The following is a 15,171-nucleotide window of genomic DNA, read 5'->3' on the forward strand; positions in this document are numbered from 1 at the left end:
AATAAGAGTCATAATCTCTTAACTAAACTAGTATGCTATACTACATAATGAATAAAAGGATAGGAGTTTAAAAGATGAATAAACCTGTATTACCTTTATTTCGAGAGGTTTTTGCTCTAGGGTTAATAGGATTGTTTTTTTATTTATTTTTGTTTGTAGATTTCCAGGACATATCTTTCAATGTACCTTCTGAATTATTGACAGTGAATACAATGTTTTTAAGCATATTATTAGAGGCAATTCCATTTATCTTATTAGGTGTGTTTATTTCAGCCTTGATTCAAACCTTTGTGTCAGAAGATTTTATTAAACGTGTGTTACCAAAGAATGCTATTGTCGCCCTTTTACCTGCAGCTTTATTGGGTGCTATTTTTCCGATTTGTGAATGTGCAATTGTACCCATAGTGAGACGCTTAATGAAAAAAGGGATGCCACTACATCTTGGCGTTGTCTTCTTGGTTGGAGCTCCTATATTAAACCCTGTCGTATTTGCTTCTACTTTTTATGCATTTGGGGCAGAAAAGCATATTGCCTATGCAAGAATGGGACTAGCATTTGTTCTTTCCATTGTGATCGGGTTTATTATTTATCTTATCTTTAAAAATAAAGACCAATTGAAGATAAAACAAGAGATTATAGTAGGTCATTCTCATGGAAGTGAGAGTGTTGGAAAGTTAAAATCAACATTATTTCATGCCAGTGATGAGTTTTTTGAAATGGGCAAGTTTTTAATATTAGGAGCTTTTATTGCTAGTCTTTTTCAAACATTTCTTGACCGTACCCTTTTAACAGAGATTGGTTCAAATGAGATCCTTTCTCCTGCAATTATGATGGCATTTGGATACATACTCTCTTTATGCTCTGAAGCTGATGCTTTTGTAGCAGCTTCCTTTAGTGGTTCGTTTACAACAGGATCACTTTTAGCATTTTTAGTGTATGGGCCGATGCTTGATTTAAAGAATACTATTATGTTGTTTGCGTTTTTTAAAGCAAGGTTTGTCGCTACATTTATCGTAATCGTAACAATTGTTGTTTATCTATCGATATTAGTTTATCAGCAGTTTTTCCTGTAGAAGGGTGGGGGAAGAAATGGAAAAGCATAACGATCAGAATCGTTTTCATCTTTATTTACGCGGGATTATTTTAGTCGGGTTTACATTGTTAATGTTGAAGCTTGTTTTGACAGGAAACATGACCAACTTTATTGCTCCGAAAATGCTGCCCTTCATCTATTTTGCGATGGTTGTTTTCTTATTGCTAGGGGTCATGCAAATCTGGAGAAGTGGATCGAAGAAAGAAGCAGAACTTTCTTGTAATTGTGGGGTCGATCATTCATCATCACAATTTCCGTTTCGCTCGTTTTTCGTTTATTTAGTATTTATTATACCGATAATCACTGGTTTTTTGTTCCCAGAGGTTGTATTAGATAGCTCTGTTGCGGCAAAACGTGGGTTTAAATCAATGACTGCAGACGAAGAGCAGTCTATAGAGAAGAAGGGTGGATCAACTGAAAAAGCTGAAGCCTATTTAAATGATCCAGAAGCATATATGGAAGAATTAGACGAGCGGGTCGGTGACAAGGTTGCAAACTCTTCAAATCTTCCTGATGTACCTCTTGAACACCCTGAAGGATTTGAGCTACAAGCACCACCTGAGGATTATTATCAACATTTAGAAAATGAAATGCTAAAAAAGGACACCATTACACTAACAGAAGAGAATTATATCGCAATGACATCAATTCTTGATGAAAACCCAGAAAAATTTGTTGGGAAAACAGTAGAAATCATGGGCTTTGTTTATCGAGAGGATAATTTTAAAGAAGATCAATTTGTTATCGCAAGATTTGGTCTTTCGTGTTGTGTAGCCGATGCATCAGTTTATGGTACACTAGCAACATTTCATGAAGCGAAACAATATGGTGATGATCAATGGATCAAAATAAAAGGGACATTGACCACAATCAAATATCAAGATTGGACACTCCCCTATGTTAAGGTAACGACAGTTGAAACAGTTGAGCAGCCTGATGAGCCATATGTGTATGAAAGTTATTAAAAGAAAATATAGTTTAAATGAAAAAAGCACGGGTTCCGTGCTTTTTTCTATTTATCTCATTATGTATCCTTTTCAGTAACCTTTTCGTTTGATGGTAGTTCATCAGGTTTTTTAATCGGATCAACTGTATGCTTATATTGATAAGCTTTACTAGTTGTTAAAACACTTAGTAAAAGAACAACAATGACAATAATAATACAAATGATAAAGATAGTTTTCATGTATACTCCTCCAATGTTTCTAAAAGGCTCTTTTCTATGAGATTGTTGCTTTTAAAACAAAAACTAATTCAGGTTGATTGGAACAGATTGCGAGACTCCTGCTTAGAGCAGCGGGACAGGTGAGACTCATGCAGGCGTTTACGACGAGAAGGCTCACCGCCCGCCCCGCGGAAAGCGAGCATCTCTCGCTGCAATCAACCATACCGCTTTACTTGGTTAATAGCAACAAAGTTTGGCGAGTCAGCCTTCTAAAAAGAACAATCGAACATTTTTTAGTGTTCTTTTATTTTAACATGAAGAATATCAACGATTAAGAAAAAGATAGTCAGATAAAATAAATTGTTTTGGTGAAAGCTATATAGGGTAATGAACGTACAAGATTAAAAGGAGGAGTTTTAATGTCAGAAAAATTGATAAGTACAGTAAATAAACAAGTAGCGAATTGGACAGTACTTTACGTAAAACTACATAATTACCACTGGTTTGTAAAAGGAGAAAATTTCTTTACACTTCATGAAAAGTTTGAAGAGTTTTACAATGAAGCAGCCATTCATATTGATGAATTAGCTGAAAGATTATTAGCCCTAGAAGGTGCTCCAGTTGCGACAATGAAAGAATGTCTGGAGCTTTCCTCTATAAAAGAGGCAGAGGGAAAAGAAACAGCAAAACAAATGGTTCAAAGTGTACATGATGATTTCGCCTTACTTGCCGAGGAATTAAAAGAAGGTATGGAGCTTGCTGCTGAGGTAGGCGATGAAACAACGGGAGATATGCTATTAGCCATCCATCAAGGTTTAGAGAAACATAATTGGATGCTGAAGTCATTCCTAGGAAAATAACTAAGAAAAGCGCAAGCGCCTTGAACAGACCCGACAGGCAAAAGACGCTCAGGAATAGAAGACGTTCTTTGTCTTCAATTCCTGAGTGGCTTATGACCCCGAGGGTCTAGGCGCTGGAGCTAGACACCAAAACTGAGTAGAAAAGTTATAAATTCTGATACTAAAATAAAGGTGGAATCTTCGTGATTTCACCTTTTGTGATTGGATACAGAAAGAAATCTGCAAGTTATTAATAGATAATACTTTATGAAAGTTCTTCCTCAGTCAATTCCTCAGTCATTTTATCAGTTATGTAGGGAGTGATTAAGGAATGTAAATCATGATCTGATAAATGGTTGATCCATGAAAGGATTTCCTGCTTATTTGTATTTCTAATAATTGATTGTACATATGCATTTACGTCCTCATCATCTGCTCGAAATCTACTTATTTCTGGATGTTTAAAAAAGTCATGTTTCATCTTTTTCATTAACCTCCGTTATTTACACTTTCTTATAGAAGTTCTTTTTACTTTCTGCATGAAATCATTAAACTATTCACAACTAACTAAATTTGAATAAATAAAAGACTATGAGCAAAAAATAAGCGAAGGATTATATAAGGAGTTGTAATCATGGAAAATTCAAAGAAACCATATTATATTACAGTTGCCAATGGAGAGATTTCTCAATTTAGTACGGTATCTCCTTGGGATTTTAAAATTGAAGCAACTGACGATGAGATCATTAAACTACGTCAATATTTCGATCAGGTTTATTCTTCAGATATAAAAGGTTTTTATCGTGCTCATACACCATATGTTCAATATCATTATGATCGTGAAAATGATGCGATTGATGATGCAAATAAGCTTATTTATAAAATGATTTATGAGCTTGGTGATGAGGAGGCGAAAGAGCATATTCGTACACAAGGACTCATTTCAAGAATAGAAGAACGAGAATAAACCTTATACAGAGATAAAACATTGTGATAAGATTTGAATAGATTAGGAAAAAATTGAGGGATATATTATGTATCGGTTTATCGATTATTATCACAATGAAGTACAATTATCATTTGAAGACCATCCTTTTGCAGCTAACCCTAAGCATGTCTGGGTTGTTTGTCGGTATGAAGATCAATGGTTATTAACAAAGCATTCAGACCGAGGATTTGAGTTTCCAGGGGGAAAGGTCGAATTAAACGAAACAGCAAATGAAGCTGCTATTAGAGAAGTAAAAGAAGAAACTGGCGGCATTGTTAAAACCATTGAATATATAGGTCAATACAAGGTTATGGGAAAAGAAAAGATTATTGTGAAAAATATTTATTATGCAACGATAAGTGAGCTTATAGAACAGGAAGGTTATTTTGAGACCTACGGTCCTGTTCTTATGAAAGAAATTCCAGAAGGTGTACAAAAGGACAGAAGGTATAGCTTCATAATGAAGGATGAAGTATTGAAAAGAAGTCTTAAAGAAGTTAAGAAGAGATTTAAAATGTGAAAATAAGGCTCTTTTTTCTGAGGTTGTTGCTTTTAAAACGAAAACTATTTATGTTGAGTGGAACGGATTGCTAGACTCCTGCGGGAGTAGCGGGACAGGTGAGACTCATGCAGGCGTTTACGCCGAGGAGGATCATCGCCCGCCCCGCGGAAAGCGAGCATCTCTCGCTGCAATCAACCAAACCGCACAACTTGGTAAATAGCAACAAAGTTTGAGAAAATAACCAAAAATAAAAATAAGGACTGACCTACGACTGACCCTCAAATTGAAATTGAGGGACTGCCCTAAGTCAGCCTTTTTTTTCGGTCTTAACAAAGTGTCTTTCTAAAAGCTCTACACCTTGGTACATAATCGTTGCAAAAAACGCAATGATGAGAAGACTTAAAAGGACTAACGTAAAATTAAATACTTGAAAGCCATATATAATCATATAGCCAAGTCCTTTTGCAGAAACAAGAAATTCTCCAACAATGACCCCTACCCACGACAATCCAACATTCACTTTTAAGGTTGATACTATTGTTGGAAATGATGCTGGAAGTACTGCCTCTTTAAAAAGCTGCATTTTAGATGCGTCAAAAGTTTTGAGTACCTTTAAATAATTAGAATCAACCTCTTTAAACGATGTGAACACAACAATTGTTGTAATTATAACGGATATAATTGTACCCATTGCGATAATGGATATAAACCCTGGTCCTAAAGCAACAATCAAAATAGGACCAAGTGCTACCTTTGGCATTGCATTTAGAATAACGAGATAAGGATCTAAAATTTTTGAAAGCCGAGCAGACCACCATAACAATGTAGCAAGTAATGCACCAAGTAATGTGCCCAATATAAAACCTAAAACTGTTTCAAATAGAGTGATTCCTAAATGTGAGAGAAGGGTACCGTCATTTAGTTTTGTCACAAATAGATTCCATATCTTAGAGGGTGAACTAAACAATAACGGATCAATCCATTCTCTACGACCCGCAATTTCCCATAAGCCAAAGAAACAGACAAAAATGAGGATTTGATAAAATCGTATCCATTTCTTTTCTTTTTCAAGACCACGTTTGTAATTTTTGTGAAGGAAATCAATGGTTTCATTCGGTTTCAAACTGATCCAACTCCTTCCATATTTGTTGAAATAGACATGAAAACGAAGGGTGTTGTCTAGCATAAAACGGTGCTAGTTCTCTCAGTTCCTTTGGTATCAAATATGTCCGGTTGATCCTTCCTGGCTTAGCGGAGAATACATAAATACGATCACTCATCGCAATTGCTTCGCCAATGTCATGTGTGACGAGGAGTGCTGTTTTCTTATAATCTTTTAACGTTTGTACAACCAAATCCTCAAGTCTTAGCTTTGTTTGATAATCCAATGCTGAAAAGGGCTCATCAAGTAAAAGTATTTTTGGATTTGTTGCTAATGTTCGAACTAGTGCTGCTCTTTGCCTCATACCGCCTGATAATTGACTGGGATATTGATTTTCAACATTTTCAAGACCCATCTCTTTTAAAAGAGCTAACGTTTTTTGTTTATTTTCAGTTGTTTTTTGTCCAATTATTTTTAGCCCTAAAGTGACATTTTCTTCGATTGTTTTCCAAGGGAAAAGATAATCCTGCTGCAGCATATAGCCAATAATTGAATCAGGTTTTGTAATGATTTTATTAGCGATAGTTACTGTACCTTCCACTGGCTTAATAAGACCAGCAATGATTGATAAAAGAGTTGTTTTTCCACAGCCACTAGGGCCAAGAAAGGAGACAAACTCCCCTTCCTCTACATTTAGTTTTACATCTTCAAGGGCAACAGTTGCTGAATCCCTTGAAAAATAAACATGATGAACATGTTCTACTGATAAGAATGACATGAAATAATCCTCCTTATTTTTCTACCACTTCTTCTGCATATGTGGTATTCACTAGTGTGTCATGGTCAATTCGTGTTGGTAGCTCTCCAGCCTCATCCATAATATTTTGTAGATTATCCCATTCGTTTACATCTAGGATAGGATCTGTTGCAAAGGAGCCTTGTTCCTTGTAACGTTCCACAACCGTTTCAATGAGCTCAAGCTCTGTATCCTCAAATTGCGGGGCAATTGATTTAGCAATCTCTGCTGAACTTTTTTCTTGTACCCATTGCTGTGCTTTATATATTGCTGCTGTAAATTTTCTAGCTGAACTTTCATTTTCTTTTAAAAAGCTCTCCTTGCTCATAAATGTTGTATAAGGAACTTTACCGGACTCTGTTCCAAAGGAAGCAACAATATGACCAGTGCCTTCTTTTTCAAAGATACTAGCTGTTGGTTCAAATAATTGAACAAAATCACCAGTACCTGAAGCAAATGCACTTGGGATGTTGGCAAAATCAATATTTTGAATAAGCTCTAGATCAGTTTTTGGATCAATATCATGTTGTTTTAAGACAAATTCACCAACCATTTGTGGCATTCCACCTTTTCTTTGTCCTAAAAACGTACTATCTTTTAATTGACCCCATTCAAAATTGTCTATTTTTTCACGACTTACAAGGAAGGTGCCATCTGTTTGTGTAAGTTGAGCAAAATTTATTACAGAATCACTTGACCCTTGTGCATGAACGTAAATCGATGTTTCAGAACCAACTAATGCAATATCTGCTCCATCCGAGAGAAGGGCAGTCATCGTTTTATCTCCACCCCATGTTGTCGTTAATTCGACATCAAGGCCTTCCTCTTCGAAAAATCCTTCTGCCATCGCGACATATAAAGGCGCATAAAAAATGGAATGTGTAACTTCAGCAAGTTTAATTTTTTCAGTCTTTTGTTGATTACATGCTGAAAGTGGTAAAACAATAATAAGCGGAAGAATAACTAATAGCAGCCATTTTTTCATGTTGTAAACCTCCTAGATGCACAGCATCTTAAAATTTTTACTTTCACCGGAACTTAATTAAAAAATAGACGATAGTTGCAGAAAAACTAGAGCTTAAGCTAGTAGGAGATCTAAGCTTTTCTATACATGATGAAAATACTCTAGTCTTTGTTTGAGTATAATTAGTGAAAGTGATGAACTTAGGATAATTTATGAATTTCAAGAAAATGTGTGAATGCCCAAAATTCTTATAGTAAGGTTCTTTTCTAAGAGATCGTTGCTTTTAAAACGAAAACTATTTAAGGTTGATTGGAGCGGATTGCGAGACTCCTGCGGGAGCAGCGGGACAAGTGGGACTCATGCAGCGTTGCTCACCGCCCGCCCCGCGGAAAGCGAGCATCTCTCGCTGCAATCAACCACACCGCACTACTTGGTAAATTGCAACAAGTTTGCGAAAACAGCCTTTAGTAACGTTAAGAAATAGGGTATGTTATTAAATATCGATGAATTTGCGACAGAAAGAGTGAACAGTAGATGAATGGCGAAATACTTAGTAAGGTAAAATATCCATCTCCAAATCCAAGCATTCGACTTTGGATGGTGACCTATCTTTCAAATCATTTAAAAGTAAAAGGACTTTTGGCAGAGCCGACTACCCCTGGGTGCTATGATGGATTATTATATCTGCGAGGTGGGATTAAAAATGTTGGTACGGTAAGGGTAGGACGAATAATTCAGTTCGCCTCAGAAGGCTTTATCGTCATGGCACCATTTTATAGAGGTAATCAAGGTGGTGAAGGAAATGAAGACTTTGCTGGAGATGATCGTTATGATGCCATCTCAGCAATCGAACTTTTAAAAAGTCATCCAAATGTGCATTCCCATCGTATCCATGTTTTTGGATTTTCAAGAGGTGGTGTGATGGCATTATTAACTGGTATTTTAGCTGAAAATGTACGTTCTGTTGTAACATGGGGTGGAGTCTCTGATATGTTTTTAACATATATTGAGCGTGAGGATTTACGTCGAATGATGAAAAGAGTTATTGGAGGTACACCAACAAAATTTCCGAATCGATATTTGTGGAGAACACCTTTGTACGAATTAGAAAAAATGAATCCACCTGTATTAATTATACACGGAGTTAAGGATAAAAATGTCTCTGTTGAGCATGCATACAGGCTTGAAAAAAGATTGAAGGAATTAAATAAACAAGTTGAAAGCTGGTATTTTAAAGAATTCACTCATTATTTTCCTCCTAAAATAAACCGTGAAACACTATATAGACTATGTTCGTGGATGAAAAAACAATAAATTAGTTTTTCTTGTCTGGACAAGGTGGTAAAATAAAATAAAATGAAATGTGACAATAAGGAGGTTTTCTTTTGGGAATGCCTGTTGAATTCAATACAATGATTGTAACAAAAGGAAAAGAACAACGTATGGAAGAAAATATTTTTCTTTTAACGAAAGAAGGATATAGAATATATCCGATTGATATTCCGATAGAGGTTAGAAAAACGAAGGATGGAGAAATTGCTGGAGAGGCTATTGTAGAAAAACTTCAGCTTCATGAAAATAAAACAGTTGTAACATATCGGTTGGTCGCCCTAAATTCAACGAATTAATTAGACAAAAGACAAACCAGGTGAAAATGGATTAGCTTTTCACCTGGTTTATTTGTATTTAAATTGATGCAGAAGTGGAGTTTGAAAAAGTTATTACAATATCATAATTTTTAGTTTTTAATATCTCTTTTAATAAAAGGGGGCTGACTCATTAGCTTTTGAGTCAGCCTCCATTTCTTTTATCCTATAGGTCCACCAAATTGTTGGATTTCAGGAGAGACATGTGCAAATTTTTCAAAGTTTTTCTTAAACTGTGCAGCTAGCTCTTTTGCTTTCTTTTCATAAGCTTCCTTAGAGCTCCAAGTAAGATGCGGCTGCAACTTATCATCAGGAACACCTGGAACGTGTATCGGAATGTTGAGGCCGAATACTTCATCGGTTACTGTCTCAATATGATCAAGATCCCCTTCAATGGCAGCTTGAACCATTGCTCTTGTATATTGTAACTTTATCCGATTTCCTACCCCATATTCACCGCCGGTCCAGCCAGTATTGACTAAAAATACTTGAACTTCATGTTCATCAATTTTTTGTCCGAGCATGTTGGCATAGCGAGTGGCTTGTAATGGTAAGAATGGTGAACCGAAGCAAGTTGAAAAGGTTGCCTCAGGAGCGGTAATTCCTCGCTCAGTTCCTGCTAGCTTACTAGTATAACCGCTCAAAAAATGGTACATTGCTTGTTCTCTCGTTAACTTACTAATCGGAGGAAGAACCCCAAATGCATCTGCAGTTAAAAATACAATTGCTTGTGGATGTCCTGCTATACTTGGTGTAATAACCTTATCGATAGCATCTAACGAATATGCAGCCCTTGTATTCTCAGTGAAAAAGGAATTATCATAATCAGCTTCACGAGTTTCATTATCAACAACAACGTTTTCTAAAACAGCACCATAGCGAATGGCATTGAAAATTTGGGGCTCTTTTTCTTCCGTTAAATTAATACATTTTGCATAGCAACCGCCTTCAATATTAAAGATGCCTGAAGTAGACCAGCCATGCTCATCGTCACCGATTAAGCGTCTGTTAGGATCAGCAGACAAGGTTGTTTTTCCAGTTCCAGATAAACCGAAAAATAGAGCAACATCACCTTCAAAACCAACATTTGCTGAACAATGCATTGAAAGAATATTGTTTTCTGGTAACAAAAAGTTCATAACTGAAAAGACAGATTTTTTCATTTCACCAGCGTATTCAGTCCCACCGATTAAAATTGTTCTCTTTTCAAATGAAATAATAATAAATGTTTCAGAATTTGTACCATCAACAGCAGGATCCGCCTTAAAATGTGGTGCACAAAGAATAGTAAAAGGCTTCTCATTTGTAATCGCTTTTTCATTGTCTTTAATAAAAAGCTGCTGTGCGAATAAATTATGCCAAGCATATTCATTTATGACTTGAAGAGGCAATTGATAGCGTTTATCTGCACCGGCAAAACCATTGAAAATGTATAGTTCTTCTCTTTCCTTTAAATAGTTGATCATTTTACTATAAAGCTTATCAAAGTCAGCCTCTAAAATAGGTTGATTAACAATTCCCCAATCAATTTTATTTTCGATAGAACTTTCTTTCACGATAAATTTGTCTTTTGGAGACCTGCCAGTATATGCTCCAGTAGTTGCTCGTATTGCACCAGTTGAGGTTAAAATTCCCTCCTTGCGTTTAAGTACTTTTTCCACAAGTTGAGCAACTGATAAATTATGTCTTGCATTATCCCCTTTAAGCAACTGTGCTAATTCATTTGTCATCTCCGCAATATTCATCCCAATTACCATCCTTTTCGCAAAAATTAACGTATAAAGATATATTACAATATTCTGACTTAGTTTTAAATAGTATAACACATTATATTTAATTGAACATACTAATCGTGTGTGTTTTTTTTTTAAAAGTTTAGAATGTAATTTCATACTTCAAAAGAAGTTTAATAATATGTTTAAAAAATGGGTAAGACTAATGAATAGATTAATCATGAAATTTAATAGGGAATAATCTCTGATAACTTGTTGATTTTTTGTTGACACCATTACCCTAGTGCGCTATGATATGTCCTTGAACGGATTCTCTTATCCCGAGCTGGTGGAGGGACAGGCCCTATGAAACCCAGCAACCTGCTATCAAAGGAAAGCGGCGATTACGCCCCTAATTATAGAGATACTATTATTTAGCAGTTTTTTGCCCTATCAAAGAGTAGCACGTTATGAAGCAGAACGCATTTTGCTTCATCTTGTGTTTTCTAAAGAAGAAGACATGTGAAACATGGTTAAGGCAAAAAATATCTATAGGTGGTTCTTATGTTAGAGGTGCAAACTCCCAATGACATTTTCCGACGCAAAGGTGCTAACCTGATGCAAGGCGAAAGCCCTTGATCGATAAGAGCGAAAGGCTATGAACGATAACAAACCTTTCCTCATTTAGGGAAAGGTTTTTTTGATAACAGAAAATAAGTGTATCTTCTTCATTAGAGTTTTTACTAGGACAAGCATGTGGTAGAGGTACATAATAATTCTGTTCATAAAACATGCCAGCGTGATTCTTTTAGGTAAAAGGAAGAGTTCCGGATCAATTTGAACATGAGTATGAGGAGGAAACTTTAACATGACTAAAAAACGTCTATTTACTTCTGAGTCTGTAACAGAAGGCCATCCAGATAAGATTTGTGACCAAATTTCAGATTCAATCCTTGATGCAATTATTGAAAAAGATCCAAATGCACGTGTAGCGTGTGAAACGTCTGTTACGACAGGCTTAGTTTTAGTTGCTGGGGAAATTACAACAACTACATACGTTGATATCCCAAAAATTGTTCGTGAAACAATTAAAGGTATTGGCTATACACGAGCTAAATATGGTTTTGATGCAGAAACTTGTGCAGTTCTAACTTCAATTGATGAGCAATCAGCCGATATCGCTATGGGTGTTGACCAAGCACTTGAAGCTCGTGAAGGTCAAATGTCTGATGAGGAAATTGATGCAATCGGTGCAGGAGACCAAGGTCTAATGTTTGGATTTGCATGTAATGAAACAAAGGAATTAATGCCACTGCCAATTTCATTAGCTCACAAACTTTCTCGTCGTTTAACAGAAGTGCGTAAAGAAGATATTCTTCCTTACTTACGTCCTGACGGTAAAACACAAGTTACGGTGGAATATGATGAAAATAATAAACCAGTTCGTATTGATACTATCGTTATTTCTACTCAGCATCACCCAGAAATTTCATTAGAACAAATTCAGCGTAACTTAAAAGAGCATGTTATTAACCCAGTTGTGCCTGCAGAATTAATTGATGAAAATACAAAGTATTTCATTAACCCAACTGGTCGCTTCGTTATTGGAGGACCTCAAGGAGATGCTGGTTTAACTGGACGTAAAATTATCGTTGATACGTACGGTGGTTATGCACGTCACGGTGGTGGTGCATTCTCTGGTAAGGATGCTACAAAAGTTGACCGATCTGCGGCTTATGCTGCTCGTTATGTAGCGAAAAATATTGTAGCTTCTGGATTAGCTGATAAATGTGAAGTTCAATTAGCATATGCAATTGGTGTTGCTCAACCTGTATCTATTTCAGTTGATACATTCGGAACTGGAAAAGTATCGGAAGAAGTTTTAGTAGATGTTGTAAGTAACAACTTTGATCTACGTCCAGCAGGTATTATAAAAATGCTTAATCTACGCCGTCCGATATATAAGCAAACTGCTGCATATGGACACTTCGGTCGTAATGATCTAGATCTTCCATGGGAAAGAACAGACAAAGCTGAAGCGTTAAGTAAAGAAGCTCTAAATCAATAATTTATAAAAGAAGAAAAGGGTCTGATGCATATTGCATCAGACCTTTTTATATAGCAGTGTATAAGCCTTAGTAAGTGAATATTTTTTCTTCTAAATGTGAATAAATATTGAAGCATTAAAGAAAACGTATCAAATAATGTTAGTCATGATATATCATAGTATGAGTGACGATTTGGAGGTTATACAATATGAAAAATGGAATAATCACTTGCTCCTTCATTTTCCTTTCTTTTGTTTTGAGTGGATGTCAAGAATCAGAAAATCATCAAGAACATCAAGTTGCTTCTGAAGAGGAAGTAAAAGCACCAAAGGTTGAAATTATTGCTAATAAACATGTTAATAAAAATGAAGAAGTACCAATTGCTGCAAAAGTATATTATGGAGAAGACCTAGTGGATAATGCAGAGGTAACGTTTGAGATAAAACTAGATGATGTTTCAGAAAAAATTGAAGCAAAACTAATTGAAACAGGTACATATGGAATTAATTATCAATTTAAGGAAGATGGGACATACAAAATAACCGCACATACAAATGTAGAAAGTTATCATACGATGCCAACATTAGAAATTCAGGTAGGAGAAGGCTCAGCAGCAACGATTACTGATAAGAATGATGAAAAAGAAAGTGAGAATGAGCACCAGCATCATGAACAGACAGAAGCGGGGCACCAACATAGTAGTGTAACGATCACTGTAGATGATTTAACGGGTTTTAAGGTAAATGTCGAGGAGCAGTTATCAACAACAATTCAAGATGGGGATCAACCATTTTCTGATGCCACGGTGAGATTTGAAATTTGGAGGGATGGAGAAGAAGAACATAAGTATATTGATGCAGAAGAAGCATCGACTAAAGGTATGTACACATCTTCCTATCAATTTGAAAAAGATGGTATGTATAAGATAGTCGTTCATGTTGAAAAAGGAGAGGTTCATGACCATATTGAGACTTCGGTTGAGGTTCAATAAGAGGTAGGCTGGTCGCATGATAAAGGTCCATTCACTTGACCTCTAACGAATCATGAAACACATAGGACATGCATAAAAATGAAATTAGTTAATAAATTTGAAAGAAGGCGTTTGCTTAATTGCATGCCTTCTTTTTTTGTGGTTAACTAAACACGGAAAATTGTCAGGATTTACAATTTCTTCACTCGATATCAACTAAAATAATGATAAAATAGTTCATATTAGCAAAATTTTGAACTATTTTTAGGGAGGAAAACAAAAGTGAACACACAGTTTAATAAACCGAAAGGATTCGGAGAAATTCTGGATCATACATTTCGATTAAGTAAAAATCGCTTTTCTGACTTTTTTATGATTTTACTCCTCTTAATTGGACCTATTTATGTATTAGAAGCAATTATTCTAATGGTTGCAGGAACAAGCTTTTTTAGGGAAGGTGGTACGGGAAGTGTTTGGTATGAACGAATGATTTCACGTCTTGATGAAACAGCATACACAAGTTCAAGTAGCTTGGGAGCTGATATCGGGTTCATTGTTATAGCACTTGTTGGTTTCATTTTATTTCCAGTAGCTCAGGCAGCTATTTTATTTGCTGTAAATCATATTAGAAAAAATGAAGAATATACAGTTGGTTCTGTCATTAAAAAAGCATTTACACGTTTTTGGCCGATCCTAGGCAGTAGTATTCTATTTGGACTTATTGTATTTGGATTAGTAATTGTTCCAATAATTGTTGTCAGTCTGGCTGGCTTCATAGGAGCAACAACCAATCCTGTAGTAGGTATTTTATTAGCTATTTTACTATTTCTCGGATTTGCTGTTGGAGTTGCCTATTTATTAACCCGTTGGAGCTTCTATTTTTGTTCAGTTGTCCTTCAAGAAGGTACTCCCGGTTTTTCGAGAAGTTGGCGATTAACAAGTAAGCGTACATGGGTTTTACTAGGCCTCTACATTATTTTTTCACTCATTATTAGTAGTATTAGTGCTGCCGTAGAACTTTCATTTGGAGCATTTCTAGGATATAGCGTGTTATTAACAATGATTGTGAATGTTGTAAGCTTATTTACAACGATGATTTTCTCTGTAGGTTATGCTGTTATGTATTTTGATTTAAAAATAAGACATGATGCTGACGATTTAAAAGAAATGATAGAGGATTATAAAGAGATATAGGTAGTTTACAACCTTTGTAGATTACTTTTTAGAACCATTATCTATTGAAATTTTATCTTAAACGATACAAGGAATATATTTGACTTCGCACACGACAATAGTTCATATCTATGACTCTTCACTAGAAGTTCGTGCGAAATAGGAGGAGTTGT

At 35.7% G+C, this 15,171-nt stretch carries 16 protein-coding genes; 10 read left to right on the forward strand and 6 right to left on the reverse strand.

The genetic code is table 11. The features are described 5' to 3' along the window. The first annotated feature begins 74 nt into the window (after nucleotides 1-74). Both I7822_RS15895 and I7822_RS15900 read left to right on the forward strand, forming a co-directional pair. A complete protein-coding gene (locus I7822_RS15895; protein WP_207979933.1) occupies nucleotides 75-1,073 on the forward strand; it encodes a permease in 999 nt (332 codons plus the stop codon). Between the two features lie 16 nt (nucleotides 1,074-1,089). Further along, nucleotides 1,090-2,058: a TIGR03943 family putative permease subunit gene (locus I7822_RS15900; RefSeq protein WP_207979935.1), complete on the forward strand. Its 969-nt coding sequence runs from the start codon at nucleotides 1,090-1,092 to the stop codon at nucleotides 2,056-2,058. Nucleotides 2,059-2,117: 59 nt separating this feature from the next. Here I7822_RS15900 and ytzI read toward each other — a convergent pair whose 3' ends face one another. Continuing rightward, a complete protein-coding gene (ytzI, locus tag I7822_RS15905; protein ID WP_207979937.1) occupies nucleotides 2,118-2,279 on the reverse strand; it encodes a YtzI protein in 162 nt (53 codons plus the stop codon). Between the two features lie 398 nt (nucleotides 2,280-2,677). Between ytzI and I7822_RS15910 the strand changes: the two genes are divergently transcribed. After that, nucleotides 2,678-3,118, forward strand: a complete 441-nt coding sequence (locus I7822_RS15910) for a Dps family protein (protein WP_207979939.1) — start codon at nucleotides 2,678-2,680, stop codon at nucleotides 3,116-3,118. Between the two features lie 244 nt (nucleotides 3,119-3,362). Here the strand turns inward: I7822_RS15910 and I7822_RS15915 are convergent, their stop codons facing one another. Next, nucleotides 3,363-3,587, reverse strand: coding sequence for a hypothetical protein (locus tag I7822_RS15915; RefSeq protein WP_207979941.1), 225 nt, complete (start codon nucleotides 3,585-3,587; stop codon nucleotides 3,363-3,365). A gap of 144 nt (nucleotides 3,588-3,731) precedes the next feature. Here I7822_RS15915 and I7822_RS15920 point away from each other — a divergent pair, with 144 nt between their 5' ends. Together I7822_RS15920 and ytkD are read left to right on the forward strand one after the other, a co-directional pair. After that, on the forward strand, nucleotides 3,732-4,064 hold the full coding sequence (locus I7822_RS15920; RefSeq protein WP_207979943.1) for a hydrolase: 333 nt from the start codon (nucleotides 3,732-3,734) through the stop codon (nucleotides 4,062-4,064). A 67-nt stretch (nucleotides 4,065-4,131) separates the two neighbouring features. Continuing rightward, complete coding sequence (gene ytkD / locus I7822_RS15925) at nucleotides 4,132-4,605, forward strand: RNA deprotection pyrophosphohydrolase (protein ID WP_207979950.1); 474 nt, start codon at nucleotides 4,132-4,134, stop codon at nucleotides 4,603-4,605. Nucleotides 4,606-4,894: 289 nt separating this feature from the next. Here the strand turns inward: ytkD and I7822_RS15930 are convergent, their stop codons facing one another. The 3 genes from I7822_RS15930 to I7822_RS15940 are packed head-to-tail and all read right to left on the reverse strand — an operon-like array spanning nucleotide 4,895 to nucleotide 7,470. Next, entirely contained in the window at nucleotides 4,895-5,710 is an 816-nt protein-coding gene (locus I7822_RS15930) for an ABC transporter permease (protein WP_243459497.1), read from the reverse strand. Then, the gene (locus I7822_RS15935) at nucleotides 5,697-6,467 is read right to left on the reverse strand and encodes an ABC transporter ATP-binding protein (RefSeq protein ID WP_207979953.1); all 771 of its coding nucleotides are present in this window, start codon (nucleotides 6,465-6,467) and stop codon (nucleotides 5,697-5,699) included. Before I7822_RS15935 ends, I7822_RS15930 begins: the two co-directional genes overlap by 14 nt. Nucleotides 6,468-6,480: 13 nt before the next feature. Continuing rightward, entirely contained in the window at nucleotides 6,481-7,470 is a 990-nt protein-coding gene (locus I7822_RS15940) for an ABC transporter substrate-binding protein (RefSeq protein ID WP_207979955.1), read from the reverse strand. 513 nt (nucleotides 7,471-7,983) lie between these two features. Here I7822_RS15940 and I7822_RS15945 point away from each other — a divergent pair. Together I7822_RS15945 and I7822_RS15950 are read left to right on the forward strand one after the other, a co-directional pair. After that, nucleotides 7,984-8,763, forward strand: a complete 780-nt coding sequence (locus I7822_RS15945; protein ID WP_207979957.1) for an alpha/beta hydrolase family protein — start codon at nucleotides 7,984-7,986, stop codon at nucleotides 8,761-8,763. Between the two features lie 71 nt (nucleotides 8,764-8,834). Further along, the gene (locus tag I7822_RS15950; protein WP_066326386.1) at nucleotides 8,835-9,077 is read left to right on the forward strand and encodes a DUF2584 domain-containing protein; all 243 of its coding nucleotides are present in this window, start codon (nucleotides 8,835-8,837) and stop codon (nucleotides 9,075-9,077) included. Nucleotides 9,078-9,256: 179 nt separating this feature from the next. Here I7822_RS15950 and pckA read toward each other — a convergent pair whose 3' ends face one another. Next, nucleotides 9,257-10,840: a phosphoenolpyruvate carboxykinase (ATP) gene (gene pckA / locus I7822_RS15955; protein ID WP_207979959.1), complete on the reverse strand. Its 1,584-nt coding sequence runs from the start codon at nucleotides 10,838-10,840 to the stop codon at nucleotides 9,257-9,259. A gap of 835 nt (nucleotides 10,841-11,675) precedes the next feature. On the opposite strand from pckA, the gene metK reads away from it, so the two are divergent. From metK to I7822_RS15970, 3 genes are all read left to right on the forward strand, one after another. Then, nucleotides 11,676-12,875, forward strand: coding sequence for a methionine adenosyltransferase (gene metK / locus I7822_RS15960; RefSeq protein ID WP_207979961.1), 1,200 nt, complete (start codon nucleotides 11,676-11,678; stop codon nucleotides 12,873-12,875). A gap of 188 nt (nucleotides 12,876-13,063) precedes the next feature. Further along, nucleotides 13,064-13,846: a FixH family protein gene (locus I7822_RS15965; protein WP_207979963.1), complete on the forward strand. Its 783-nt coding sequence runs from the start codon at nucleotides 13,064-13,066 to the stop codon at nucleotides 13,844-13,846. Nucleotides 13,847-14,107: 261 nt separating this feature from the next. Further along, nucleotides 14,108-15,019 carry a hypothetical protein gene (locus I7822_RS15970; protein WP_207979965.1) on the forward strand — a complete coding sequence of 304 codons (912 nt, stop codon included), beginning with the start codon at nucleotides 14,108-14,110 and terminating at the stop codon, nucleotides 15,017-15,019. Nucleotides 15,020-15,171 lie beyond the last annotated feature (152 nt).

This window comes from Metabacillus bambusae (genome assembly GCF_017497975.1).
In the GTDB taxonomy this organism is placed as follows: Bacteria; Bacillota; Bacilli; order Bacillales; family Bacillaceae; genus Metabacillus; species Metabacillus bambusae.

What these genes read in the sequence shown, in the direction of transcription:
- I7822_RS15895 (WP_207979933.1), top strand. Translation starts at nt 75, where the DNA reads ATGAATAAACCTGTATTACCTTTATTTCGAGAGGTTTTTGCTCTAGGG.
- I7822_RS15900 (WP_207979935.1), top strand. Translation starts at nt 1,090, where the DNA reads ATGGAAAAGCATAACGATCAGAATCGTTTTCATCTTTATTTACGCGGG.
- ytzI (WP_207979937.1), bottom strand. Translation starts at nt 2,279, where the DNA reads ATGAAAACTATCTTTATCATTTGTATTATTATTGTCATTGTTGTTCTT.
- I7822_RS15910 (WP_207979939.1), top strand. Translation starts at nt 2,678, where the DNA reads ATGTCAGAAAAATTGATAAGTACAGTAAATAAACAAGTAGCGAATTGG.
- I7822_RS15915 (WP_207979941.1), bottom strand. Translation starts at nt 3,587, where the DNA reads ATGAAAAAGATGAAACATGACTTTTTTAAACATCCAGAAATAAGTAGA.
- I7822_RS15920 (WP_207979943.1), top strand. Translation starts at nt 3,732, where the DNA reads ATGGAAAATTCAAAGAAACCATATTATATTACAGTTGCCAATGGAGAG.
- ytkD (WP_207979950.1), top strand. Translation starts at nt 4,132, where the DNA reads ATGTATCGGTTTATCGATTATTATCACAATGAAGTACAATTATCATTT.
- I7822_RS15935 (WP_207979953.1), bottom strand. Translation starts at nt 6,467, where the DNA reads ATGTCATTCTTATCAGTAGAACATGTTCATCATGTTTATTTTTCAAGG.
- I7822_RS15940 (WP_207979955.1), bottom strand. Translation starts at nt 7,470, where the DNA reads ATGAAAAAATGGCTGCTATTAGTTATTCTTCCGCTTATTATTGTTTTA.
- I7822_RS15945 (WP_207979957.1), top strand. Translation starts at nt 7,984, where the DNA reads ATGAATGGCGAAATACTTAGTAAGGTAAAATATCCATCTCCAAATCCA.
- pckA (WP_207979959.1), bottom strand. Translation starts at nt 10,840, where the DNA reads ATGAATATTGCGGAGATGACAAATGAATTAGCACAGTTGCTTAAAGGG.
- metK (WP_207979961.1), top strand. Translation starts at nt 11,676, where the DNA reads ATGACTAAAAAACGTCTATTTACTTCTGAGTCTGTAACAGAAGGCCAT.
- I7822_RS15965 (WP_207979963.1), top strand. Translation starts at nt 13,064, where the DNA reads ATGAAAAATGGAATAATCACTTGCTCCTTCATTTTCCTTTCTTTTGTT.